The organism is Microbacterium neungamense (assembly GCF_024971095.1).
GTDB lineage: Bacteria > Actinomycetota > Actinomycetes > Actinomycetales > Microbacteriaceae > Microbacterium > Microbacterium neungamense.
Genome location: NZ_CP069717.1, coordinates 2,185,819 through 2,209,124 on the forward strand (window position 1 = coordinate 2,185,819; position 23,306 = coordinate 2,209,124).

Genomic DNA, 23,306 nt, shown 5'->3' on the forward strand with positions numbered 1-23,306 from the left:
CGGGGAGGATGGTCCCATGAGCACCGCTTCGACAGGTTCCGCGCACCGCGTGCTCGAGCGCTTCACGCCCGCGACCCGGGACTGGTTCCGCGGGGCCTTCGACGCGCCCACCCCCGCGCAGGCCGGCGCCTGGGAGGCGATCTCCGCCGGGAAGCACGCCCTCGTCGTGGCGCCCACCGGATCGGGGAAGACGCTCTCGGCCTTCCTGTGGGCGATCGACAGCGTGTTCCGGGAGCGGATGGAGAGGACCGACCCTTCGACGGGCTCAGGGTCCGGGTCGACGGGCTCAGGGTCCGGCCCGACGGGATCGGACACCCGCACTCCCCCGGCATCCGAGTCGACGACCCGCACCCGCATCCTCTACATCTCGCCGCTGAAGGCGCTGGGCGTGGACGTGGAGCGCAACCTGCGCTCGCCCCTGGTCGGCATCGGGCAGTCCGCGCGGCGGCTGGGGCTTCCGGCGCCCGACGTGACGGTGGGCGTGCGCTCCGGCGACACCACCTCCAGCGACCGCCGCAAGCTCGTCACGAACCCACCCGACATCCTGATCACCACCCCCGAGTCGCTGTACCTCATGCTCACCGGCCGCGCGGGCGAGACGCTCGCCGGGGTCCACACCGTGATCGTGGACGAAGTGCACGCGGTCGCGGCGACCAAGCGCGGCGCCCACCTCGCGGTGAGCCTGGAGCGGCTCGACGCCCTGCGCCGGGCCCGGGGCGCGGAGGCCGCGGCGCAGCGGATCGGCCTGTCCGCCACGGTGCGACCCATCGATGAGGTCGCCCGCTTCCTGGGCGGTTCGGCGCCGGTGGAGATCGTGGCGCCGCGCGCCGTGAAGACCTTCGAACTGGGCGTGGTGGTCCCGATCGAGGACATGCGTAACCCGCCTCCGCCTCCGGGCGCGCCCACGGCGGCGAGTGAGACGGATGCCGAGTACACCGAGGTCACCGGATCGGTGTGGCCGCATGTGGAGGAGGCGATCGTCGACAAGGTCCTCGAGAACCGCTCGACGATCGTGTTCGCGAACTCCCGGCGGCTGGCGGAGCGCCTCACCGGGCGGCTGAACGAGATCTACGCATCCCGGATCGGGATGCCGGTGCCGGAGCCCGCAGGGCCGCCGGCCGCCATGATGGCGCAGGCCGGGTCGACCGCGGGCGTCGAGCCGGTGCTGGCCAAGGCGCACCACGGCTCGGTGTCGAAGGAGCAGCGAGCCCTCGTCGAGGAGGAGCTGAAATCGGGCGCGCTCCGCTGCGTGGTCGCCACCAGCAGCCTCGAGCTCGGCATCGACATGGGCGCCGTCGACCTCGTCATCCAGGTCGAGGCGCCGCCCTCCGCGGCATCCGGCCTGCAGCGGATCGGCCGCGCCGGGCACCAGGTCGGCGAGGTGAGCCGCGCCGCCCTGTTCCCCAAGCACCGCGGCGACGTGCTGCACACGGCGATCGTCACCGAGCGGATGCTGGCCGGGCAGATCGAGGCGATCTCGGTGCCGCGGAACCCGCTCGACATCCTCGCCCAGCAGACCGTCGCGGCGTGCGCGCTGGATCCGATCTCCGTCGAGGAGTGGTACGAGACGGTGCGGCGCAGCGCGCCCTTCCAGACGCTGCCGCGTTCGGCCTACGAGGCCACCCTGGACCTCCTCGCCGGGAAGTACCCGTCGGACGAGTTCGCCGAGCTGCGTCCGCGGGTGGTGTGGGATCGGGATGCCGGGACGCTGACCGGCCGGCCGGGCGCCCAGCGGATCGCGGTCACCAGCGGCGGGACCATCCCGGATCGCGGGCTGTTCGGCGTCTTCGTCGCCGGGGAGACCACCGGGGCGCGGGTCGGCGAGCTCGACGAGGAGATGGTGTACGAGTCGCGCGTGGGCGACGTGTTCACCCTCGGCACCACGAGCTGGCGGATCGCGGAGATCACCCACGACCGGGTGAACGTCATCCCCGCCTACGGGCAGCCCGGAAAGGTGCCGTTCTGGCACGGCGACGGCATCGGCCGCCCGTTCGAGCTCGGCGAGGCGCTCGGGCGCTTCTCGCGCGAGATCTCCACCGCCCCGCCGGAGGAGGCGCAGCAGCGCCTGATCGACGCCGGGCTGGACGAGCGCGCCCGCGACAACCTGCTCGGCTATCTGTCCGAGCAGCGGGAGGCGACCGGCACCCTGCCCACCGACCGGACGCTCACCGTGGAGCGCGGTCACGACGAGGTCGGCGACTGGCGCGTCATCCTTCATTCCCCGTACGGCATGAAGGTGCACGCGCCGTGGGCGCTGGCGATCAACGCGCGCATCCGCGAGCGCCTCGGCGTCGAGGGATCGGCGGTCGCCAGCGACGACGGCATCATCGTGCGGATCCCGGATGCCGAGGCCGACCCGCCCGGCGCAGAGCTGTTCGTCTTCGAGCCGGATGAGCTGGAGCAGATCGTGACCGCCGAGGTCGGCGGCTCCGCGCTGTTCGCCTCCCGGTTCCGGGAGTGCGCGGCCCGCGCCCTCCTCATGCCCCGCACGAACCCGAACCGGCGCACGCCGCTCTGGCAGCAGCGGCAGCGCTCGGCGCAGCTGCTCGAGGTCGCCCGGCGGCACCCCACCTTCCCGGTGATCCTGGAGACCCTGCGCGAGGTGCTGCAGGACGTCTACGACCTCCCGTCGCTGCGACGCCTCGCCGCCGACATCGCCGAGCGCCGGATCCGGCTCGTGGAGACCGAGCCCGCCCAGCCGTCGCCGTACGCCCGCGATCTGCTGTTCGGCTACGTCGGCGCGTTCATGTACGAGGGCGACTCCCCGCTCGCCGAACGTCGCGCGGCGGCGCTCGCGGTCGATCCGGCGCTGCTGGGCGAACTGCTCGGCACGGTCGAGATGCGGGAGCTGCTCGACCCGGACGTGATCGCGCAGTTCGAGCGCGAGGCGCAGCGGCTCGACCCGCAGCGGCGCGCCCGCGGACGGGAAGGGGTGGCCGATCTGCTCCGGCTGCTCGGCCCGCTGGACGCGGAGGAGGTCGCCCTCCGGCTCGCGCCCGTGGATACCGATCCGTCGGCTGCCCCCGAGCCCGCGACGGACCCTGAGTTCGCCACGGCCCCTGAGCTCGCCACGGCCCCTGAGCTCGCCACGGACCCTGAGCCCGCCACGGACCCTGAGCCCGTCGAAGGGTCCGTCGCCGACGCTTCGACACGCTCGGCGTCCGCACCTCCCGACGCTCCGACCCGCTCGGCGACCGCACCTCCCGACGCTTCGACACGCTCGGCGTCCGCACTGCCGGGCTCGGCATCCGCATCCGTCGCGCAGGCCTCGGCGCTCCTGGACGCGCTCGTCGACGCACGGCGCGCGATCCCGGTCACGATCGCCGGGCGCTCCCGCGTCGCGGCGATCGAGGACGCGGGGCGCCTCCGCGACGCGCTCGGGGTCGCTCTGCCGACGGGCATCCCGGTCGCCTTCCTCGATCCCGTCGCCGACCCGCTCGGCGATCTGGTGTCCCGATACGCGCGCACGCACGGCCCGTTCACCACCGCCGCGGTCGCCGACCGGTTCGGCATCGGCGCCGCGGTCGCGCGGCACACCCTGCAGCGGCTGGAATCCTCGGGACGGCTGACCAGCGGGTTCTTCCTGCCCGCGGACGCTGAGCCTGTCGAAGCGTCCGCATCCGCCGGTTCCGCCGGCGAGAAGGAGTGGTGCGACACCGAGGTGCTCCGCCGGCTCCGGATGCGGTCGCTCGCCGCGATCCGCGGCAGCGTGGAACCGGTGTCCGCGCAGGCCTATGCGCGGTTCCTGCCGGACTGGCAGCACCTCACCCGCCCCCTGGAGGGCCCGGACGGCGTGCTCGCGGTCGTGGAGCAGTTCGCCGGCGTGCCGATCCCGGCCAGCGCCTGGGAATCGCTGGTCCTGCCCTCCCGGGTGCGCGATTACACACCCGCCCTGCTCGACGAGCTCACCGCGGCGGGCGAGGTCGTCTGGGCCGGGCACGGCGCCCTCCCCGGCCGCGACGGCTGGATCTCGCTGCATCCGGTCGACCTCGCGCCGTTCACGCTGCCGATCCCCGAGGAGACCCCCGCCCCCGGCTCGCTGGAGGAGAAGCTCCTGGACGCGCTGCGTCTCAGCGGCGCCTCCTTCGTCGGCGCCCTGCGCGCGATGCTCGACAGCGGGGACCCGCAGCACCGGATGCCGGAATCGGAGATCCTGGATGCCCTGTGGTCGCTCACCTGGCAGGGGCACATCACGAACGACACCTTCGCGCCGGTGCGTGCCCTGATCGCCGGGGGCTCGCAGGCGCACAAGACCACGCGCCGGGCACCGCGCACGCGCACCTACCGGGGCGTCTCGCTGACCCGCCCCGGTGGCCGGCCGCCCTCGGTCGGCGGACGCTGGTCGGTGCTGCCGGAGCCGGACGCGTCCGGTGACTCCGCGGCGGGGGCTGCCCGTCGCGCCACGGTGATCGCCGGGCTGCTGCTCGACCGGTACGGGGTCGTCACGAGGGGCGCCGTGCAGGCCGAGGGCGTGCCGGGCGGGTTCGCCCAGGTGTACCGGATCCTCGCCGGATTCGAGGAGGCCGGGCACTGCCGGCGCGGCTACGTGATCGAGCGGCTCGGTGCGGCGCAGTTCGCCGCCTCCACCACGGTCGACCGGCTGCGCACCTTCGCCGGGCTCGCCGATCCGCCGCCGCGCGCGGCGCTCACCCTCGCCGCCACCGACCCGGCGAACCCGTACGGCGCGGCGCTGCCGTGGCCCCGACTCGACACCGTGTCCCACCGGCCGGGCCGCAAGGCGGGCGGCCTGGTGGTGCTCGTGGACGGCGCCCTCGTCCTGTACCTCGAGCGCGGCGGACGCACGGTGCTCGCCTTCGACGACGACCCGGAGGCGCTGCGCGCCGCGGCATCCGATCTCGCCGCCACCGCCCGCAGCCGCCGGCTCGACACCCTCACCGTCGAGAAGATCAACGGCGAGGGCGTGTACGGCACGGCGTTCGCCACCGCGCTGCAGGATGCCGGATTCGTCGCCACGCCCCGCGGCTACACGCTGCGCAAGGCGGTCTGACCGGGCGCCTACGCTGATGAGCATGCTCCGTGAGTTCGGCACCGGGTTCGGCACCCTCCTGCGCGGTTTCGGCATGTGGCGCACCCATCCCCGGCTGCTCGCGCTCGGGCTGGTCCCGGCCGCCATCGCGTTCGCCGTCCTGCTCGGCGCCCTGATCCCGCTGGGCCTGTCCCTGGGCGCCCTCACGGACTGGCTGACCCCGTTCGCCGACGACTGGGCGAGCCCGTGGCGGGAGCTGCTGCGCGCCGGCCTCGGCCTGGTGATCCTGATCCCCGCCATCGCTCTGGCCGCGGCCGTCTTCACCGCGCTCACGCTGACCATCGGCGACCCGTTCTACCAGCGCATCTGGCGGGGCGTGGAGCGCTCGCTGGGCGGGCCGGAGCCGACCGGCGAATCCGGGATCCTGTCCACCATCGGCGAGGGAGTCCGGCTCGTGGTCCTCGGCGCACTGGTGTCGCTGCTCACGCTGCTGATCGGCCTGATCCCGGTCGTCGGCGGTCCGGTCGCGGCCGTCGTCGGCGTGGTGCTCTCCGGCCGGCTGCTCGCCCGCGAGCTCACCGGACGGGCCTTCGAGGCGCGGGGCCTGAACTCCGCCGCGCGCTCCGCGCTGCTGGCCTCCGGCCGGGCGCGGGTGATCGGCTTCGGCGTCGCGGCGCAGCTCTGCTTCCTGGTGCCGCTGGGAGCGGTGGTGGCGATGCCGGCCGCCGTCGCCGGGTCGACCATCCTCGCCCGCGACCTCACCGAGCGTGCCAGACCCGCCGACGCGGCCGCCGCGCCGCCGGCTCCACCCACCCCTCCCGCGGGAGCGCGCTGACGTGCCCGAGGGGGACACCGTCTACCGCACCGCGCACCGTCTCGACGAGGCGCTCCGCGGGCACGAGGTGACGCGATTCGACATCCGCGTCCCGCGGGCGGCGACCGCCGACCTCACCGGCGAGATGGTGCGCTCCGTCGTGCCGCGGGGCAAGCACCTCCTGATGCGGATCGGCGACCGCACGCTCCATTCCCATCTGCGCATGGAAGGCGCCTGGCTGCTCTATCGTCCCGGCGAGAAATGGCGGCATCCGGCCTTCTCGGTGCGCGCGATCGTCGGCACCGCCGAACGCGAAGCGGTCGGGGTCGACCTGGCCATGGTCGAGGTCCTGCCGACCGCCGCGGAGCACACCGTGATCGGCCATCTCGGCCCGGACCCGCTGGCCGAGGACTGGGACCCGGTCGAGGCCGCACGGCGCATCCGGGACGACGGCCGCAGCATCCACGTCGCCCTCCTCGACCAGCGCAACGTCGCCGGCTTCGGCAACGAATACGCCGTCGAGCTGCTGTTCCTGCGCGGCGTGCTGCCGGAGACGCCGCCCGCGGAGGTCGACGTGGACGCCCTCCTCGACCTGGGCGCACGCACCATCCGGGCCAACCGGATCCGCGTCGACCGCACCTTCACCGGCAACGCCCGCCGGGGCTTCACGACCTGGGTATACGGCCGCGCCGGCCGGCCCTGCCGCCGTTGCGGGACGCTCATCCGGCGGGGTGCGATCGGGGCGGATGCCACGCGCGAGCGCGTCACGTTCTGGTGCCCGAACTGCCAACGCTGAGCTCCGCCGGACACGCCCTCGGCCGCCGCCGTCCGGTCATCCCCCTGGGGGAATGAAATCGCCCTGTCCGTGGTTGTTGCTATATCCGGAAGAACCCGGATACGGGAGGAATCGTGGGCAAGAACTACGTCGATATCGAGGACGACCAGGGCGCCACGCTGCGATACCGCAAGCACGCCAACGGCCGGGGCCTCGTCGCGCACGGCGCGAAGGTGCATCCGAAGGCACTCATCGAGGCCGGCGCCTATGTCGAACCCGGGGCGCGCGTCGGAGCCGGCGCGCGTGTGGCCCGTGGCGCGTGGATCGAGCCCGACGCCGTCATCGGCGAGAACGCGCAGATCGATGCGCACGCGCACATCGGCCCGGGTGCCGCCGTCGGCGACGGCGCGCACATCGGCGTCCGCACGGAGGTCGGCGCCGGAGCGCGCGTCGCACGCGGCGCCCGGATCGGCGACGACGAGACCGTCCCCGCCGGTCAGGCGGTGGCGACGGACAGGAAGGGCCTCTGGCTGGCCGCCTGAACGCCGGCCGACAGCAGAAGGGCCGCACGATCCGCTCGTGCGGCCGTCCCGGCTCCCGCGTCCCCACGCGGGAGCCTTTCTCATGTCCGGGCGCGGATCTGTGTGCTCATCGTTGAGCTCCTTTCTAAATGAAGTTAAACTCTACGTTAGAAGCCGGAAGCTCTAAAACAAGATCAGGTTCTGATAGAGGTCGCCATGGACGTCTCCTCGCGCGCCGCGCGCATCGGTTCGCTGGCGGACGCCACGCGCCGGGCGATCTACGACCACGTCGTCGCCCAGGAGGATCCGGTGGGCCGTGAGGCGGTCGCCGCGGCCTTGGACATCCCGGTCCACATGGCGCGCTTCCACCTGGACAAGCTCGTCGACGCGGGCCTGCTCGAGACCGAGTTCCGGCGTCTGAGCGGGCGTTCGGGGCCCGGTGCCGGCCGGCCGTCCAAGCTCTACCGCCGGGTCGCCGAGACCATCGCCGTCTCGCTGCCGGAGCGGCGCTATGACCTGGTCGGGCACCTGCTGGCCCGCGCGATCGAGCGAGCGGACGAGGGCCGGCCGGTGGTCGAAGCCGTCGGCGAGGTGGCGCGTGAGGAGGGACGGCGCGCAGGCGCGACCGCGTCCGCCGCGGTGGATCCGGCGGACGCGGCGGATGCGGCGGATGAGCTCGCCCGCGCCGCCTGCGCCCTCGAGGCGCAGGGATACGAGCCGCGGACCTCGGACGCGGAGATCCTGCTCGCGAACTGCCCGTTCGACTCCCTGGCCCGCGAGCACACCGCGCTGATCTGCGCGGCGAACCACTCCTACGTGGACGGCATGCTCGACGGCCTCGGCTGCGCCCGGCTGCGTGCCGACCTCGACCGCGGTGCGGGACGCTGCTGCGTGGCCGTGCGCAGCAGCGCCTCCGGCTCCGGGTAGCCTGTGGCGATGAGCAGTCAGCGGCGCGGAGGCGGACCCCGCGGCCGCCGCTCCGCGAAGGGGCCGGCGCGCCCCGGTCGCGCGGGCGGGCAGGGCGGCGCGGCGGGCAGGAAGGGCGGGGCGGCGCGCGGACGGGCGGATGCCGCGCAGAGCCGCCGGCGACCGGATGACTCGGCTGAGCCCGGACGGACGGATGCCCTGGCGCCGCAGCCCCCGTCCGCCGAGGCGACGAGCGGGCCGCGCGTCTTCCGCCTCGGCGTGGTCCCGGGTGCCACCCCGGGACGCTGGATCGACACCTGGAACCGCCGGATGCCGGGGATCCCGCTCGAGCTGGTGCCGATCGCCGTCGCCACGCAGCGCGAGGAGCTCGAGACCGTGGACGCCGCGCTCATCCGCCTGCCCGTCGCGCGCGCGGACGACCTGCACGTGATCCGGCTGTACGACGAGGTGCCGGTCGTGGTCGCCTCCGCCGAGTCGCATCTGATGGCCGCGGACGAGCTCACGGCGGAGGATCTCGCCGGAGAGGTGCTCATCACGCCGGGCGACGACGTGCTCGGCCCGCTCGACCTGCCGACGCAGCCCCCGGCCTTCCCGCCGCTGGAGACGACCGCGGATGCCGTGGCGACCGCCGCCTCCGGCGTCGGGATCGTGGTGCTGCCGATGTCACTGGCGCGTCTGCATCACCGCAGGGACGCCGGGCACCGGCCGCTCGTGGACGGGCCGGCCTCGACGGTGGCCCTGGCCTGGCGCCGCGACCGGACGACCCCCGAGGTCGAGGCGTTCGTCGGCATCGTGCGCGGCCGCACCGAGAACTCCTCCCGCTGACCCGCCTGGTCGTCCCCGTCCGTCTCCCGGCGCGCCCCGTCGCCGGGAGAATCCCGCACCCCAGCACCGCCTGCGGGGTGCGTTTTCCTCCCCGCGACGCCGACTGCCACCATCGCCGGGAGAATCCCGCACCCCAGCACCGCCTGCGGGGTGCGTTTTCCTCCCCGCGACGCCGACTGCCACCATCGCCGGGAGAATCCCGCATCCCGCAGCCCGCTGCGCGGTGCGTTTTCCTCCCCGCGGCATTCGCCCGCCGCGCGCCGCCGGGCGCCCCCCGGTCGGCGCACAGCGCGACCGAGACGAGACGCCCGTGGCCGGTGCGTCTCGTCCCGGCCGCGAGGCGTCACGCGCGGACCGGCACCTCCACACGCAGGCCGTCGTCTCCGGCATCCACCCGCACGGCGCCGCCGTCCGCGAGCGCCCCGGTGACGAACAGATCCGCGATCCGGTCCTCGACCTCGCGCTGGATCAGCCGGCGCAGCGGCCGGGCGCCGTACTCCGGTTCGTAGCCGTGCTCGGCGAGCCACGCCACCGCAGCATCCGTCACCTCGAATGCGACCTCGCGCCCGGCGAGCCGGTCGGCCGTCGCGCGCAGCAGGAGCCGCACGATCCGGGTGATCTCATCGCGGGTGAGCTTCTGGAACAGCACGATCTCGTCGATGCGGTTCAGGAACTCCGGACGCATCGCCTCGCGGAGCTTGCCCATCACCCGCGCGCGCAGGTCCTCCGGCGAGGAGAAGCCCGAGGCATCCCGCGACGCCACGAAGCCGAGCGCGCCCGAGCGCGAGGCGAGGAACTCCGAGCCGATGTTCGAGGTCATCACGATCACCGTGTTGCGGAAGTCCACCGTGCGGCCCTGGCCGTCGGTGAGACGCCCGTCGTCGAGCACCTGCAGCAGCAGGTTGAACACGTCCGGATGCGCCTTCTCGATCTCGTCGAACAGCACGATCGAGTACGGGTTGCGCCGCACGCGCTCGGTGAGCTGGCCGGCCTCGTCGTAGCCGACGTATCCCGGAGGGGCGCCGACCAGGCGCGACACCGTGTGCCGCTCGCCGAACTCGCTCATGTCGAAGCGGATGACCGCGTTCTCGTCGTCGAACAGGCGGGCGGCGAGGGCCTTCGCCAGCTCGGTCTTGCCGACGCCGGTGGGGCCGAGGAACAGGAACGACCCGACCGGCCGGCGGGCGTCGCCCATGCCGGTGCGGCTGCGGCGCACGGCCCGGGCGACCGCCGCCACGGCGTCGTCCTGGCCGATGACCCGCTCGTGCAGCTCGCGCTCGAGGTCGGCGAGACGCTCGCGCTCGCTCTCGGTGAGACGGCTGGCCGGGATGTCGGTGGCACGGGAGATCACGGCGGCGATCTCCGCCTCGTCCACGACGGCTTCGCCCTCGGTGATCGGGGCGCCGTTCGCGACGGCGCCGATGCGAGCCTGCACCGCGGCGATCTCGTCGCGCAGCCGCGACGCCTCCTCGTAGTGCTCCCCCGCGACGGCGGCGTTCTTGCGCGCCTCGAGGTCGGCCAGCTCGGCCATCAGCGTGGAGGCGTCCACCGGCGCGCCCAGGCGCAGCCGAAGGCGGGCGCCGGCCTGGTCGATGAGGTCGATCGCCTTGTCCGGCAGCACGCGATCCGGCAGGTACCGGGCGCTCATCGTCACGGCCGCGCGCAGCGCGGCATCCGTGTACGTCACCCGGTGGTGCTGCTCGTACGCATCCTTCAGCCCTTCCAGGATGCGCACGGCATCCTCGATCGAGGGCTCATCGACCTTGACCGGCTGGAACCGGCGCTCCAGCGCCGGATCCTTCTCGATGGTGCGGTACTCGCCGAGCGTGGTCGCGCCGACCATGTGCAGCTCGCCGCGGGCCAGGCGCGGCTTGAGGATGTTGCCGGCGTCCATGCCGCTGTCCCCGGACCCGCCGGCGCCGACGACCGTGTGCACCTCGTCGATGAACACGATCGTCTCGTCCTTGTGCGCGGCGATCTCGTCCATGGTCTTGGTGAGGCGCTCCTCGAAGTCGCCGCGGTAGCGGGTGCCGGCGAGCATGGCCGGCAGGTCGAGCGCGATCACGCGGCGGCCCTGCAGCTGAGCGGGAACCGCGCCGTCGACGATCGCCTGCGCCAGGCCGTCCACGATCGCGGTCTTGCCGACGCCGGCCTCGCCGATGAGCACCGGGTTGTTCTTGGTGCGGCGGCTGAGGATCTCGATGGTCTGCTCGATCTCGTCGGCGCGCCCGATCACGGGATCGAGCTCGCCGGCGCGGGCGCGGGCGGTGAGGTCGATGCCGTACTTGTCCAGCATCGGCGTGGCCGACTGCTCGGTGGAGCCGTCGTCGGCGACCGGCGCGCTGACCTGCTCGCGGATGCCCTGCGTGAGGGCTTCCGCGGTGACGCCGGCGCGGGCGAGGATCTGCCCGGCGGGCACGTCCTGCCCGAGCACGAGGGCGAAGAAGAGGTGCTCGGGCTCGATGTACGTCGACCCGGACGAGCGGGCCACCTGATAGGCGTGGAACAGCGCGCGGCTGGCGCTGGGCGTGATGGTCGCCGCCGTCACGCCGGCGGGCTCGGCCGGCATCGGCAGACGGGCGTCGACGGCCTCGACGATGGCACGCGGCGAGACGCCGATGTGCTCGATGGCGTGCGCGACGGCGTCGTCCTCGACGATCGTGCGGAGCACGTGCAGGGAGTCGAGCTCGGTCTGACCGCGCTCGAGCGCGAAGCGGCCGGCGCGCTGAAGGATCTGCTGGGTGCGCGCGGTGAGGAACCGGCTGAGGTCGATGGAGCGCACCTGGCGGGCCTGCTCGCCCGCGAGATACCGGGCGAGGAACTCATCGAACGAGCTCGCGCCGGAAGGGCTGAAGTCGTTGGGCACTGTGTCCTCCTGGAAAGTTGAGCGTGCTTCACTCAAGTTTAACGCGGGCTGCGCGTGTCTATTCCCGGTTCCCGATCCGGATCCGCGTTCCGGCCCGTCGATAGAATCGCCGGGTGGTCTCGCTCCTCTACGTCTGCGTGAGGCCGGAGCGCGGGGCGGCGGATGCCGAGCACCGCTCGTTCCGGCGGGCGCTGGGCGTGCCGGAGCTGGCCCGGATCGACCTCATCGACCGCCCGCTCGACGGCGAGGCGGACGGCTTCGACGGGGTGGTCGTCGGCGGCTCGCCGTTCAACGTCGTCGCCGAGGAGCGCGATGCGGTGCAGCGCCGCGTGGAGGCCGACCTCGAGACGATGGCGCAGCGGGCGCTCGACGGCGGCACGCCGGCGTTCTTCACCTGCTACGGCATCGGCGTGGTGACGCGGATGCTGGGCGGCACGGTCGGCACGGCGACCCCGGAGTCCACGCGCCCGACCACGATCCGGATCACGGCCGCGGGTGCGGAGGATCCCGTGTTCGGCCCGTCCGCGCCCGAGCTGCCGGTGCTCACGGCGCACAAGGAGGGCTCGGCCGAGCCGCCGCCGGGGAGCGTGCTGCTGGCCACGAACGACGACTGCCCGGTGCAGGCGTACCGGGTCGGGTCGCGGCTGTACGCGACGCAGTTCCACCCCGAGGTCACCCCGCAGGACTTCGTGGACCGGATGGCCTACTACCGCAGCACCGGTTACTTCGATCCGCGGGAGTACGACCTCACCGCGCAGCGCGTGCTCGCGGCATCCGTGCGCGGCACCGACCTGCTCCGCCGCTTCGCCGACCGCGTCGCCGCCCGCTGACCGTCGCCGACGCTGACCGCGTCGCCGATCGTTCGCGGTCCCTCAGGCCCCGTCCGCCCGACCGAGCAGCGCGATGCGCTCGTCGAGGTAGCCGGCGAGCGGCACGAACGCCCCGCCGGGCGCCCACCGCACCTGCGGGATGCCGTCGACGCTCCGCAGCGGGCCGGACTCTCCTCCGGCGTCGACGGCGCCGAGGTCGACCGCCGTCCAGCCGAGGTGCACGATCTCCCCCTCCGCGAAGCCGCCGCGCAGCGCCTGCATCCGCCGCTCCGCCCGCGCCCGCGACGACTCCGCCGCGTAACCGCGCCGCCCGGGATCGCCCGCCCGCAGGATCTCCCCCGTCGCGAGCACGGCGTCCGCGGTGAGCAGCAGCACACCGAGGTGCCACGCCTCCCCCGCGCGCACGATCCGCTCGCCGCGCCACCGCGACCGCCGCTCGCGACCGAGCGCCACGCGGGGCGCGCCGGCATCCGCCAGCCGCCGGCGCGCGTCGTCGAACAGCGCGGACGCCGTGACCGCCTCGCTCGCTTCCACGTCCTCAGGCTATCGACCGCACGCCTCGCGACGCGGGCGATTCGTGCTCGCCGCCGCATCCGGGGGAGAATGACCCAGACCCCGAGGAGCATCCATGTCACAGTCCGACACCGCACGCCTGCTCATCGCCTGCGACGACCGGCCCGGCATCGTCGCCGCCGTGGCGGGCGTGCTCGCCGAGCACGGCGCGAACATCATCTCCCTCGACCAGCACTCCACGGATGCCGAGGGCGGCCGCTTCTTCCAGCGGACGGTGCTGCATCTGGAGGGTCTGGCCGCGAAGCGCCCGGCGCTGGAGGCGTCGATCCAGAAGGTGGCCGAGCGGTTCGGCATGGAGTGGTCGCTGCACGACACCGCACGGCGCAAGCGCGTCGCGATCTTCGTGTCGAAGTACGACCACTGCCTGATGGAGCTGCTGTGGCGCACCGAGCGCGGCCAGCTGGACATCGACATCACGATGGTCGTCTCGAACCACCCCGACCTCGCCGATGCGGTGCGGTCCTTCGGCGTGCCGTTCGTGCACATCCCGTCGACGGACAAGGCCGAGATGGAGCGGCGGCAGCTGGAGCTGCTGCAGGGCAACGTCGACCTGGTCGTGCTCGCGCGGTACATGCAGATCCTCACCGACGACTTCATCGAGCGGATCGGCGCGCCGGTGATCAACATCCACCACTCCTTCCTCCCCGCCTTCATCGGCGCGAACCCGTACGCGCGGGCCAAGGAGCGCGGCGTGAAGCTCATCGGCGCGACCGCGCACTACGCCACCGCGGATCTCGACGAGGGCCCGATCATCGAGCAGGACGTCACCCGTGTGACGCACTCGGAGTCGGCCGCGGAGCTGCAGCGCCGCGGCGCGGACGTCGAGCGCCTGGTGCTGGCGCGCGCCGTGCAATGGCACGCCGAGGACCGCGTGATCGTGCACGGCCGCTCCACCGTCATCCTGTAGCGAGGCGGCGCGCCGACCTGGGCGCGGCCCCGGATGCCGGGGCGCGGGCCCGGATACCGGGGCGCGAGCCCGGATGCCGGGGCGGGGGACCGATGCCGGGGAGGGGGCCGTCCGGCGCCGCGTCAGGCTCCGGCGGGGAGGCCGGCGACGAGCTCGGCGAACGCCTCGGCGGCGGTGTCGCGGCGCGCCAGCGGCGCGGACTGACCCAGCCACAGCGACTGCAGGTCGCCGAGGCCGCGCTCGCCCGCCACCGCCCGGAACCGGCCGGTCAGCCAGTTCTGCGCCGGGAACAGCGCGATCGCCCCGGCGGCCTCGATCTCCGCGACCGCGCGGTTGCGGGCGCCGCGGGCGAGCCGCCCGCTCATCGCGCGGGTGAGCACCGTGCCGTCGTCCGGCGTCGCGCGGATCGCCGCCCGGTGCGCGTCGTTCGCGGCCGACTCGGCGGTGACCAGGAACGCCGTGCCCACCTGCACCGCCGCGGCACCCAGGGCGAACGCCGCCGCCACGCCCCGACGGTCGGCGATGCCGCCGGCGGCGATCACCGGCACCCGCACGGCATCCGCGACCTGCGGCAGCAGGGAGAACAGCCCGACGAGCGACTCCTCGGCCGGGCGGAGGAAGGAGACCCGGTGCCCGGCCGCCTCGGCCCCGGTCGCGACGACCGCATCGACGCCGCCCTCCTCGAGCGCGACGGCCTCCGCCACCGTGGTCGCGGTGCCGATGACGCGGATGCCGCGGGCGGTGCGCCTCCTCGACGACGCCGGCCGGCGGCACCCCGAACACGACGCTCAGCGCCGCCGGCGCCGCGCGCCACACCGCGTCGAGCTGCTCGTCGAGCGGCGGGAGGTAGCGCTCCGGCCGCGCCGGCGGTTCCAGCCCGACCTCCGCGAAGAACGGGGCGAGGGCCTGCGCGTGGCGGTCGTGCGCGGCATCCGGCTCCACTTCGTCGCCGGTGGGCAGCCAGATGTTGAACGCGAACGGCGCGTCCGTCCGCTGCCGGATGGCGTCCGCCGTGGCGAGGATGCGGTCGGCGTCGTAGCCGTACAGCCCGTACGACCCGAGCCCGCCGGACTCGCTCACCGCGGCCGTCAGCGCCACGGAGGACAGGCCGCCGAACGGCGCCAGGATGATCGGATGCCGGATGCCGAGCAGTGCGCGCAGATCAGTCACCCTCCGAGGCTACGCCCGGCGGGGCATCCGCCCCTGTCCCGTGTCGCCCGCGCGGACGGCGGGCGACACCGGGACCCTCACAGCGGAGGCATGTGCGGGATCGTCACCGGAGGACGCGACCGGTCGGAGGCGGCGGCCACCGCGGCGTCCAGCTCGGAGAACAGATCCGCGAAATCGTGGAAGCGCGAGCGCCGCGGGCACGGCCGGCGCAGCCACAGCACGTCCAGCGTGCCGGTGTCGTTGCGCTCGACGTAGGCGATGAGGCACTCGGCGTCGCCCTGGCGGCGCGACGGGTCGCAGATGCGCCAGCTGTCGCGGCCGAGGGGGGTGAGGTCCCAGTCGCCGTGGGGGCGGGGGAGGTGGGGGGAGGAGGGGACACGATCGTACTCACAGCGGCTTCCCCCCGGTCACGGCGATGACGCTCCCGGAGACGTAGGAGGATTCCTCGGCGGCGAGGTACACGTACGCCCCGGCGAGCTCTGCGGGCTGCCCGGCGCGGCCGAGCGGGGTGTCCTGCCCGAAGCTCTGCAGCTTCTCGGCGTCCCACCCGGTGGCGGGGATGAGCGGGTCGTCAGCCCGCGCGCGGTCAGCGATAGGATAATCTCGTCGATCCCGTCCAACCGCCGCTGCCGCTTGCGCACGATCTTCGGCTGGAACGACCCGTCACGATCTCTCGGCACGTCGATCTCGACGGCACCGACCTCGGTGAACACGGTCTTGGACCGGGTCCCGTTGCGCGCGTTCTCGCCGTTCGATGACGCGTGCTTCTCATAGCCGAGATGCTCGGTCATCTCCGCCTCGAGCGCGGTCTCGAGCACGGTCTTCGTCAGACCGCCCAGCAGGCCTCCCGGCCCCACGAGGCTGACGCCCTGCTCCTTCGCCTGCGCAAGCAGCTGCTCGGCGATCTGTTGCTGATCGATGATCTCTCCCGTCACAGGATCGATCATCTCGATGGTCTGGCTCATAGCCCTTCCTTTCGGTCAGGCCAGTCCCAGATCCACCGTTTTGCTGACAGTCCCCATGCTCCGCGACGGCACCCTCTACCAACCGCGACCAGCCCAACCCGCCCTCGCCGCTTGACAGAGGACATAGGGGCACCCCCCGCAGGCCCGCACCCGGGCCTGCACGGCGGACGGGTTCAGCCGAAGGACGCGGCTTCTCCCGGGGCTTCGGTGCCCTCGGCGGGCTCGGGCACCAGGTGCAGGCCGGCGGGCGTGTTCGCGGTGAAGGCGAGCGCCTCGATCCAGGCGCGGTTGATCGAGGGCTGGCGGCTGCCGTAGTACTTGAACACCAGCGAGCTGCCGGAGTGCACCCACACGGTGGTGCGGCCGCCGCCGACGCTCGGATCCTCCCGCCAGCTGAACGGGAACGGCTCGCCGCGACGCAGCTTGGCGGTGATCACGAGCTGCAGGTGGGAGAGCGCGCGGTCCTCGAACTCCGTCTTCACCGTGCCGTCGTAGATGAACTTGCCCATGCGTCCCTCGTGCTCGTTCGTCGTTCGCGCAAACCGTCGTGCCCCTCCCCGGTTGGGGCTAGCTTATCCGCATGGGAAAGCTGCACTACGGGGCCGGCGATGATCCCATCGAGATCGAGGACCGCGCGCTCGCGCATCTGAAGGTGGTCATCGCGACCAAGCTGCGTCGCAACGAGAGCTTCACCCTCTCGTGGCGGCATCCCGATGGCGATCCGGCCGGCCGCTCCACAATCTGGCTGCATCCGTCCATCCCGCTGCGCTTCGAGTTCGGCGAGCCGGACCCGCCGACGCTGAGCACCGAGTGGATCCACGCGATGGCGAACTCGGCGAACACCAGCGGCGGCATCATGCTGCTGCCGGAGCACCTCGACGCCGAGGAGTGACCCCGCTCAGGCGGCCGTGCGGCGGCCTGAGCTGCAGGCTCTCACTCCGACTCCCACGCCGCCACGTGGTGCGGGGCGCCGACCGGCTTGGACTCAGCGGAGGAGCGCTGACGCAGGAAGATCGAGAACGCGACCATGGTGCCGACCGCGAGGAACTCGCTCTGCCAGTTCTGCAGCGTGCGGTCCCAGAAGTCGGGCGAGACGACGTACTCCGCCCACGTGATCGGGGCCTCGCCGTGCTGGGCGTGCTCCTCGTTGGCCACCACCACGCCGCTGAGCGACTGCAGCAGCCAGGACAGCACGAAGATCGCGCCCATCACCAGCACCAGCGAGTTCTCGTACAGCCACAGCCGGATGCCGGTGACCTTGGCCCACTTCGGCGCGTCCGGCGGCGCGTACTCTCCGACGAGCTGATCCTCGTCGGTGGCCGGCCCCTGGTCATCCGGCTTCTTCGACTCCGGCGACCCGCGCTGGATGAACCAGACCGTCGCGGCGATGAACAGCAGGAACTGCAGGAACTCCGACTGCCAGTTCTCCGCGACGTCCACGACGAAGTCGCTGGAGAACACGAACGGCAGGTACCCCTCCGGTGCCATGCCGTGCTGGGCGATCTCCTCGTTGGTGCGCAGCCACCCCGCCACGGACTGACCGGCGAGCGCGAGCAGGAACAGGACGAGGAAGAACAGGCTGAGCCCGTTGTCCTTGAGGAACCGGCGCATGTCAGTGCCCGCTTCCCACGACCGCGAACATGGCGGCGAAGCCTGCGATCACGAGGCCCATCCACGTCCAGAACATCGCCACCGGCCCCGCCATCTCGGGGCCGTCTTTCTCCTCGCCGGCCATGTCGTACTCCCTTCCCTCTTCTCCGGATGCTGGCCGCGTCGGCATATCGGCGAGAAGTGCCTTGACTCCTCCTGCCGGGGCTGTCAAGGCCCTGCCCGGCCTGTGCCCTCCGCCCTAGCGTCGAAGCGAACCCATCGACGGACCCACACGACCGGAGAAGACCATGACGCTGACGCGCGACATCATGACACCGGGAGCCCGGTGCATCGGCGAGAACGACTCCCTGACCATCGCCGCACAGATGATGAGCGATCTCGATGTCGGGGCGCTGCCGATCTGCGGCGAGGACGGCAGGCTCAAGGGGATGCTGACCGACCGCGACATCGTCGTGAAGGCGGTCGCCGCCGGCGAGGACCCCGACTCCATCCCGGCGGGACGGCTCGCCGCCGGCATGCCGATCACCGTCGGCGCCGACGACGACGTGGAGACGGCGCTGCAGAAGATGCAGGAGCACCAGGTGCGCCGGCTGCCCGTGATCGAGGACCACAGGCTCGTCGGCATCATCAGCCAGGCCGACGTGGCACGGCACCTGGACGCCGAATCGACCGGGGAGACGGTGGAGCGCATCTCGCAGCAGTGACACCCGTCGCCCGGTCGACGCGCGCCGCCGCATCCGTCAGCCGCACGAACCACGAACGCACCCGCCTCACGAACCCCGCCTCACGAGAGAAGGAGAGCACATGGACGAGCAGCCCGACACCGCCGAGCCGACCACGACCCACGCGGAGTGGGGTGCGGGCGACCCGCACCTCATCGTCTTGCGCAGCCTGGACGAGCGGCTCGTCTTCCCGCTCACCGAGAACCGGGTGACGATCGGCTCCGCCGCCGGCAGCAGCCTCGTGCTGGACGGGGCCGACCCCGTGCACGCCACCATCCTGCACGACGACCGCGACGAGTACGTGCTCACCCTGCACGGAGCCGGCGAGATGAACGCGAACGTGCCCGAGGGCGCGGACGGGGCGCGCACGGAGGTGCTCCGCACGGGCGCGCGCTTCACGATCGGCGACTGGACGCTGGTGTACTCCCGCGAGGAGTTCGCCGACCACGGCCGGCCGTACGGCGGACGCGAGGGCGGCGAACTCTCCGACCAGCCGCCGCAGCCGGAGCGGCCGGACTACCGGCACGATCCGCAGGGCGAGGACCAGCCCCGCGAGCAGGAGGTCCGCGAGGGCTGACCTGCGGCGCCGATCCCGGGAGGCGTCGAAGAGCACCGGGTCGGCCGGGAACACGCTGCCGACGAGCACCACCACCCCGCCCACGTCCACGGCGGCGATCGCGGCCGCGGACAGGCCGACCAGACCGGCGCCATAGACCCGCACCCGGGCGCCGTCCAGCGGGCGCAGGCGGCCGGCGCGGGCCACCGCCGCCCAGGCGGTCGCGGTGGCGCAGGACGCCGGGGCGAGGGTCGCCGCCGGGAGCGTCTCGGCCACCCGCACGATGTGCGTCCCCGCCCGCAGCTGCACGTGGCTGGCGAAGCCGCCGGTGAGCTCGCGATGCGGCGCGATCCGGTCGTGACCGTACTTGCCGAGGTCGCGGCACTTCTGCGTCAACCCGGCCGCGCACCGGTCGCACCGGCCGCAGGACACCGTCACCGACCACACCACCCGGTCGCCCAGACGCAGGGGCGTGCCGTCCGCGGCATCCGCGCCCGCCTCCCCGATCGCGCGACCACCCGTCCGACGCTCTCGTGACCGAGGACGACGGGAAGGGACGCGGGCCGGCGACCCAGCGCGGTGTGCACGTCGGAGCCGCAGATCGTGGACAGCTCGACCGCGACGAGCACGTCGTCGGGGGCGAGGGCGACCCCGGGGACGGCGATCGTCTCGTGCCGGTCGCCGAGGAACGCCATCGCCACGGCCGGCGGACGCAGCGCGATGTCCTGCCGCCGGCCGGCCGCCGGGTCCTGGTCGGGGCGCGCGGGTGCCGCTCTCATGCCCGGGCGAGGGCGAGCAATCCGCGCTCCGCGAGCACGTCGCGCAGCTCGGCGACGCTGCCCAGCACGGCATCCGCCCCGGCGGCGCTGAGCGCCGGCCGGTCGTGCGCCCCGGAGAGCACACCGGCGACGAACCCGGCGCCCGCGCGGCGCCCGGACTGCACGTCGCTGACCGTGTCCCCCGCGACGGCCACCGCCTGCACCGACGAGGCGCCCGTGCGGATCAGCGCGGTGAGCACCAGGTCCGGCGCGGGGCGTCCGCGGCCGGCATCCACGGGCGACAGCGCGACGTCCACCAGGTCGCCCCAGCCGAGCGCGGCCAGCAGCGCGTCCCGGGTCACCGGAGCGAACCCGGTGGTCAGCGCGACGGCGACGCCGGAGTCCTTCAGCGCCTCGATCGCGGCCCGCGCACCCGGGATCTCCTCCGCGCCCTGCTCGGCGACGATCTCGGCGTACGCGCCTTCGAACGCCGCCGTGGCGCGCTCAGCCGCGGCGCGGTCGCCGCCGGCGAGATGGGTGAAGACGTCGATCTTCGACTGACCCATGGTGTCGCGCACGTACTGCAGAGCCTCCTGCCACGGCATCCGTCCGGCCGACGCCGGTGCGCTCGGCGGCGCGCTGGAAGGCCCGCTCGACGACGCCGGGTGGTGTCGAGGAAGGCCGATCAGGCCGTCGACGTCTCGATCCCGTTCACCCGGTGGGCCCGCGATCTGGGCGTCACGCCGGGGGCGATCACGCAGGAGCTCAGCCTGCGGAGAGCGGGTGTCGAGAAGGCGGCCGCGCTCGGCGTCTCCCCCGAGGACACCATCGTCAGCGTCGTGCGGCTGCGCCTGCTGGACGGGCGTCCGACGATGCTGGAGCGCCTGAGCTACACCGAGGCCGTCGGCCGGACCCTGTTCGACGTGAACCTCGACGAGGTCTCGATCACCGAGTACCTGGCCTCGCGCGGGCATCCGATCGTCGGGCTGCAGCACGAGATCGACGCGGTGGCGGCGGACGAGCAGGATGCGGCGCTGCTGGAGGTGCCGCAGGGCACGCCGATCCTGCGGTTGAGCCGCATCTCGCGCGACGCCGACGGCGTCGTCTTCGAGGCGTCCGAGGACCGGTACCTCAGCGACGTCGTGCGCTTCACGGTGTCGGCCTCGGGGATCTCGAACGACGGCCGGTACATGCGCGCCGTCGGGGGATGAGGCGCGAGGTTCGTCGGACTTATCTTCGCACCTCTCTCTTGCTATCTTCGTAGTTGTGTTCTAATATGTGTTCATGGCGGGGACGGATCCTCTGGACTTCGAGCGGCGGGCGGCGCTGCTGGATGAGTGGGTGCGGACCCGGGCCGAGATCGCGGCGCTGGAGGCGCGGGCGGCGGGGCTGCTCGCGGAGCGGATGCGGGTGATGGAGACCGATGCGGCCCGGTCGCCGGTGCATCGGGACGGGATCTGGCGGTCGATGGTCGCGGAGTACTCCGCCGCCGGTCGGCTTTCCAAGGGCAGCGTGGAGTACGCGTTCACGGACGCGTGGGCGCTGGCGGAGGACTTCCCCGCCGTACGTGAAGCGCTCCAGGATGGGCGGGTCACGATCGGGCATGTGCGGGAGATCGTGCGCTGCGCCGGTGCGGTGCACGAGGCGATCGGGCACGGCGCGGTCGCCCCGGGCACCCTGGCCCTGTACGAGGCGGCGGTGCTGGTGGTGGCCGAACAGGACAGCCCCGCCCGCACCCGCGCGCACGCCCGGCAGGTCGCCGCGTCCCTGGCCGGGCAGACCGTGACCGAACGGCACAGCAAAGCCCGCGCCGAACGCACCGTCACCATCCGCTCCGTCGGCGACGGCCTCGCCCTGCTCACCGCCGTCCTGCCCGAACACCTCGCCGCCGGCATCATGGACCGCCTCACCCAGATGGGCCGCCACCTCCTCCGCACCCACAAACCCACCAGAACCACCAAGGCGGCGGGAACCGCACGAGCCGGGGCGGGTGCAGGGACCACCGCAGCGGCCGGAGCCGGTGCGGCGGCGGGGACCGGGCGGCCGGGACCGCTCGATCCCGACCTTGGCATCGCCCTCCTGGACGCGCACGAGGACGATCATGCCCTCACCGCCGAGGACTGGGCAGCCGTCGACGCTTTCCGCCGCCAACTCGACGGGGTTGATGGTGAGCACGACGAAGGATCGTTTCTTTCCGACAACGACGACGTCGATGACGACGGTGAAGACGAGGACGATGGCGGGATCGATGAGAAGGAATGGACGCGGATCTGGGAACAGATCCTCTCCGCCGACCCCGCACCGCTTCTCCCCGCCGAATCACCCACGGTCGAGGAGACGCGCACGCTGGATCAGATCCGCGCGGACCTGCTCGCCGACCTCCTCCTGACCACGGATCCGGCCCAGGCCCGGGGCACTGCTCTGGACGCCATCACCGCCCGCATCCAGGTCACCATCAACGCCACCACCCTCCACGGCGACGACGAGCGATCTGCCGAACTCGACGGCCACGGCCCCCTCCACCCCGACACCGCCCGCGCCCTCGCCGGCCGCACCACCGGATGGACCCGACTCTTCCTCTCGCCCACCGGCCTCATCACCCACACCGACACCTACACACCGACCGAGCCCATGCGGCGGTTCCTCCGCGCGCGCGACCAGCACTGCCGCTTCCCCGGCTGCCGCATGCCCGCCCACCGCTGCCAGATCGACCATAACCACGATCACGCCAAAGGCGGACCCACCGCGATCGGCAACCTCAGCCACCTCTGCCTGACCCACCACACCATCAAGCACCCCGATCTGCCTGACCACATCCGCTGGGCCGTCCGCCAGCTTCCTGATGGCACTCTGGAATGGACCAGCCCCCTCGGCCGCACCCACACCGACCGGCCCCGAGCACGGGTCCTCTTCACCCCCAACCCCGACACCAACCCCGGAACTGATCCCGAGCCCGACACCGACCCCGGAGCAGGCCCCGAGGCTCCGCACCAGCCACGCCTCTACCGGCAACCCGCCCCCGAACCCCAACCCGCACCCTTCTGAACCCGGGCACCCCCTGAACCCGGGCACCCCCCCACGCCCACGCCGGTGCGCATACCGGCATCCCGGCATCGCGGTTCGACGCGAAGATTTCGACGCGTGGACTCGGCTCATGGATGCCGGCCGATCGCCTGACGACCCGGTTCAGAACGAGATGCCGGGCGGCAGATTCGCGACGTCCCCCGGCTCGACCACGTAGATCACCGCGGTGTCGGCGGGCACCCGGATCTGGAGACGGGCGGTGAACACCGACCAGCGGCTCACCACGAGCCGCTTCACCGTGACGCCGTCGAGGCGCTGGCGCTGACGATCGACGCCGAACCACCAGCCTGAGTAGCGGATCTTCACCTCCGCGCCGGCCGGCCCCTGGAACCAGGCCGTCGTCGTGACGTTCCAGAAGGTCTCCAACGTCCGCCAGTCCCCCGCGCGGACGAACTTCTTTCTCACGGGCATGGTG

At 73.0% G+C, this 23,306-nt stretch carries 22 protein-coding genes and 4 pseudogenes; 13 read left to right on the forward strand and 13 right to left on the reverse strand.

From position 1 onward, the window contains the following. The first annotated feature begins 16 nt into the window (after window positions 1–16). The 6 genes from JSY13_RS10695 (at window position 17) to JSY13_RS10720 (ending at window position 8,849) form a co-directional block, all read left to right on the forward strand. The gene (locus JSY13_RS10695; protein ID WP_259606648.1) at window positions 17–5,008 is read left to right on the forward strand and encodes an Lhr family ATP-dependent helicase; all 4,992 of its coding nucleotides are present in this window, start codon (window positions 17–19) and stop codon (window positions 5,006–5,008) included. 16 nt (window positions 5,009–5,024) lie between these two features. Continuing rightward, entirely contained in the window at window positions 5,025–5,822 is a 798-nt protein-coding gene (locus JSY13_RS10700) for an EI24 domain-containing protein (protein ID WP_259606649.1), read from the forward strand. A 1-nt stretch (window position 5,823) separates the two neighbouring features. After that, window positions 5,824–6,597, forward strand: coding sequence for a DNA-formamidopyrimidine glycosylase family protein (locus JSY13_RS10705; protein ID WP_259606650.1), 774 nt, complete (start codon window positions 5,824–5,826; stop codon window positions 6,595–6,597). A 113-nt stretch (window positions 6,598–6,710) separates the two neighbouring features. Continuing rightward, window positions 6,711–7,118 (forward strand): LbetaH domain-containing protein, encoded by a 408-nt coding sequence (locus JSY13_RS10710; RefSeq protein ID WP_259606651.1) that lies wholly within the window; start codon window positions 6,711–6,713, stop codon window positions 7,116–7,118. Window positions 7,119–7,313: 195 nt separating this feature from the next. Continuing rightward, window positions 7,314–8,024: a helix-turn-helix transcriptional regulator gene (locus JSY13_RS10715; protein ID WP_259606652.1), complete on the forward strand. Its 711-nt coding sequence runs from the start codon at window positions 7,314–7,316 to the stop codon at window positions 8,022–8,024. Window positions 8,025–8,033: 9 nt separating this feature from the next. Next, entirely contained in the window at window positions 8,034–8,849 is an 816-nt protein-coding gene (locus tag JSY13_RS10720) for a LysR substrate-binding domain-containing protein (protein WP_259606653.1), read from the forward strand. Between the two features lie 343 nt (window positions 8,850–9,192). On the opposite strand, the gene JSY13_RS10725 is transcribed toward JSY13_RS10720, so the two are convergent. Then, entirely contained in the window at window positions 9,193–11,715 is a 2,523-nt protein-coding gene (locus JSY13_RS10725) for an ATP-dependent Clp protease ATP-binding subunit (protein ID WP_259606654.1), read from the reverse strand. A gap of 113 nt (window positions 11,716–11,828) precedes the next feature. On the opposite strand from JSY13_RS10725, the gene JSY13_RS10730 reads away from it, so the two are divergent. Beyond that, a complete protein-coding gene (locus tag JSY13_RS10730) occupies window positions 11,829–12,545 on the forward strand; it encodes a glutamine amidotransferase-related protein (protein ID WP_259606655.1) in 717 nt (238 codons plus the stop codon). A gap of 42 nt (window positions 12,546–12,587) precedes the next feature. Here the strand turns inward: JSY13_RS10730 and JSY13_RS10735 are convergent, their stop codons facing one another. Continuing rightward, window positions 12,588–13,079 (reverse strand): glutaminase, encoded by a 492-nt coding sequence (locus JSY13_RS10735; protein WP_259606656.1) that lies wholly within the window; start codon window positions 13,077–13,079, stop codon window positions 12,588–12,590. Between the two features lie 94 nt (window positions 13,080–13,173). Here JSY13_RS10735 and purU point away from each other — a divergent pair, with 94 nt between their 5' ends. Beyond that, entirely contained in the window at window positions 13,174–14,025 is an 852-nt protein-coding gene (gene purU, locus JSY13_RS10740) for a formyltetrahydrofolate deformylase (protein ID WP_259606657.1), read from the forward strand. 122 nt (window positions 14,026–14,147) lie between these two features. Here purU and JSY13_RS12745 read toward each other — a convergent pair. The 5 genes and pseudogenes from JSY13_RS12745 to JSY13_RS10765 form a co-directional block, all read right to left on the reverse strand. After that, window positions 14,148–15,195: pseudogene (locus JSY13_RS12745) on the reverse strand (NAD(P)H-dependent flavin oxidoreductase). 77 nt (window positions 15,196–15,272) lie between these two features. Then, window positions 15,273–15,416 (reverse strand): hypothetical protein, encoded by a 144-nt coding sequence (locus JSY13_RS10750; RefSeq protein WP_259606658.1) that lies wholly within the window; start codon window positions 15,414–15,416, stop codon window positions 15,273–15,275. 166 nt (window positions 15,417–15,582) lie between these two features. Beyond that, a pseudogene (locus JSY13_RS10755) lies at window positions 15,583–15,762 on the reverse strand (SDR family oxidoreductase); the annotation flags it as partial. Beyond that, window positions 15,762–16,142 (reverse strand): annotated as a pseudogene (locus JSY13_RS10760) (transposase); the annotation flags it as partial. The pseudogenes JSY13_RS10755 and JSY13_RS10760, both read right to left, overlap by 1 nt. 191 nt (window positions 16,143–16,333) lie before the next feature. Further along, window positions 16,334–16,669, reverse strand: coding sequence for a DUF7882 family protein (locus tag JSY13_RS10765; RefSeq protein WP_259606659.1), 336 nt, complete (start codon window positions 16,667–16,669; stop codon window positions 16,334–16,336). Window positions 16,670–16,740: 71 nt separating this feature from the next. Here JSY13_RS10765 and JSY13_RS10770 point away from each other — a divergent pair, with 71 nt between their 5' ends. Continuing rightward, complete coding sequence (locus JSY13_RS10770) at window positions 16,741–17,052, forward strand: DUF7882 family protein (protein WP_259606660.1); 312 nt, start codon at window positions 16,741–16,743, stop codon at window positions 17,050–17,052. A 41-nt stretch (window positions 17,053–17,093) separates the two neighbouring features. On the opposite strand, the gene JSY13_RS10775 is transcribed toward JSY13_RS10770, so the two are convergent. Together JSY13_RS10775 and JSY13_RS10780 are read right to left on the reverse strand one after the other, a co-directional pair. After that, window positions 17,094–17,771 carry a DUF6766 family protein gene (locus JSY13_RS10775; RefSeq protein ID WP_259606661.1) on the reverse strand — a complete coding sequence of 226 codons (678 nt, stop codon included), beginning with the start codon at window positions 17,769–17,771 and terminating at the stop codon, window positions 17,094–17,096. Between the two features lies 1 nt (window position 17,772). Continuing rightward, window positions 17,773–17,895: a hypothetical protein gene (locus JSY13_RS10780; protein WP_259606662.1), complete on the reverse strand. Its 123-nt coding sequence runs from the start codon at window positions 17,893–17,895 to the stop codon at window positions 17,773–17,775. Between the two features lie 163 nt (window positions 17,896–18,058). Here JSY13_RS10780 and JSY13_RS10785 point away from each other — a divergent pair, with 163 nt between their 5' ends. Then, window positions 18,059–18,475, forward strand: a complete 417-nt coding sequence (locus JSY13_RS10785) for a CBS domain-containing protein (RefSeq protein ID WP_259606663.1) — start codon at window positions 18,059–18,061, stop codon at window positions 18,473–18,475. Window positions 18,476–18,575: 100 nt separating this feature from the next. Next, window positions 18,576–19,070 carry an FHA domain-containing protein gene (locus JSY13_RS10790; protein WP_259606664.1) on the forward strand — a complete coding sequence of 165 codons (495 nt, stop codon included), beginning with the start codon at window positions 18,576–18,578 and terminating at the stop codon, window positions 19,068–19,070. 327 nt (window positions 19,071–19,397) lie between these two features. Here JSY13_RS10790 and JSY13_RS12750 read toward each other — a convergent pair. From JSY13_RS12750 to JSY13_RS10800, 3 genes and pseudogenes are all read right to left on the reverse strand, one after another. Then, window positions 19,398–19,499 (reverse strand): annotated as a pseudogene (locus JSY13_RS12750) (alcohol dehydrogenase); the annotation flags it as partial. Then, window positions 19,484–19,828 (reverse strand): alcohol dehydrogenase catalytic domain-containing protein, encoded by a 345-nt coding sequence (locus JSY13_RS10795; RefSeq protein WP_259606665.1) that lies wholly within the window; start codon window positions 19,826–19,828, stop codon window positions 19,484–19,486. The gene JSY13_RS10795 and the pseudogene JSY13_RS12750, both read right to left, overlap by 16 nt. Further along, complete coding sequence (locus JSY13_RS10800; RefSeq protein WP_259606666.1) at window positions 19,825–20,412, reverse strand: HAD-IA family hydrolase; 588 nt, start codon at window positions 20,410–20,412, stop codon at window positions 19,825–19,827. The genes JSY13_RS10795 and JSY13_RS10800 overlap by 4 nt, the downstream gene beginning before the upstream one ends. Before the next feature lie 60 nt (window positions 20,413–20,472). Between JSY13_RS10800 and JSY13_RS10805 the strand changes: the two genes are divergently transcribed. Continuing rightward, window positions 20,473–21,018: a GntR family transcriptional regulator gene (locus JSY13_RS10805; protein ID WP_259606667.1), complete on the forward strand. Its 546-nt coding sequence runs from the start codon at window positions 20,473–20,475 to the stop codon at window positions 21,016–21,018. 73 nt (window positions 21,019–21,091) lie between these two features. Beyond that, entirely contained in the window at window positions 21,092–22,852 is a 1,761-nt protein-coding gene (locus tag JSY13_RS10810; protein ID WP_259606668.1) for an HNH endonuclease signature motif containing protein, read from the forward strand. A gap of 141 nt (window positions 22,853–22,993) precedes the next feature. Here the strand turns inward: JSY13_RS10810 and JSY13_RS10815 are convergent, their stop codons facing one another. Further along, a complete protein-coding gene (locus JSY13_RS10815; RefSeq protein ID WP_259606669.1) occupies window positions 22,994–23,302 on the reverse strand; it encodes a hypothetical protein in 309 nt (102 codons plus the stop codon). Window positions 23,303–23,306 lie beyond the last annotated feature (4 nt).

What these genes read in the sequence shown, in the direction of transcription:
- JSY13_RS10695 (WP_259606648.1), top strand. Translation starts at nt 17, where the DNA reads ATGAGCACCGCTTCGACAGGTTCCGCGCACCGCGTGCTCGAGCGCTTC.
- JSY13_RS10700 (WP_259606649.1), top strand. Translation starts at nt 5,025, where the DNA reads ATGAGCATGCTCCGTGAGTTCGGCACCGGGTTCGGCACCCTCCTGCGC.
- JSY13_RS10715 (WP_259606652.1), top strand. Translation starts at nt 7,314, where the DNA reads ATGGACGTCTCCTCGCGCGCCGCGCGCATCGGTTCGCTGGCGGACGCC.
- JSY13_RS10720 (WP_259606653.1), top strand. Translation starts at nt 8,034, where the DNA reads ATGAGCAGTCAGCGGCGCGGAGGCGGACCCCGCGGCCGCCGCTCCGCG.
- purU (WP_259606657.1), top strand. Translation starts at nt 13,174, where the DNA reads ATGTCACAGTCCGACACCGCACGCCTGCTCATCGCCTGCGACGACCGG.
- JSY13_RS10765 (WP_259606659.1), bottom strand. Translation starts at nt 16,669, where the DNA reads ATGGGCAAGTTCATCTACGACGGCACGGTGAAGACGGAGTTCGAGGAC.
- JSY13_RS10770 (WP_259606660.1), top strand. Translation starts at nt 16,741, where the DNA reads ATGGGAAAGCTGCACTACGGGGCCGGCGATGATCCCATCGAGATCGAG.
- JSY13_RS10775 (WP_259606661.1), bottom strand. Translation starts at nt 17,771, where the DNA reads ATGCGCCGGTTCCTCAAGGACAACGGGCTCAGCCTGTTCTTCCTCGTC.
- JSY13_RS10780 (WP_259606662.1), bottom strand. Translation starts at nt 17,895, where the DNA reads ATGGCCGGCGAGGAGAAAGACGGCCCCGAGATGGCGGGGCCGGTGGCG.
- JSY13_RS10785 (WP_259606663.1), top strand. Translation starts at nt 18,059, where the DNA reads ATGACGCTGACGCGCGACATCATGACACCGGGAGCCCGGTGCATCGGC.
- JSY13_RS10790 (WP_259606664.1), top strand. Translation starts at nt 18,576, where the DNA reads ATGGACGAGCAGCCCGACACCGCCGAGCCGACCACGACCCACGCGGAG.
- JSY13_RS10795 (WP_259606665.1), bottom strand. Translation starts at nt 19,828, where the DNA reads ATGAGAGCGGCACCCGCGCGCCCCGACCAGGACCCGGCGGCCGGCCGG.
- JSY13_RS10800 (WP_259606666.1), bottom strand. Translation starts at nt 20,412, where the DNA reads ATGCCGTGGCAGGAGGCTCTGCAGTACGTGCGCGACACCATGGGTCAG.
- JSY13_RS10810 (WP_259606668.1), top strand. Translation starts at nt 21,092, where the DNA reads ATGGCGGGGACGGATCCTCTGGACTTCGAGCGGCGGGCGGCGCTGCTG.
- JSY13_RS10815 (WP_259606669.1), bottom strand. Translation starts at nt 23,302, where the DNA reads ATGCCCGTGAGAAAGAAGTTCGTCCGCGCGGGGGACTGGCGGACGTTG.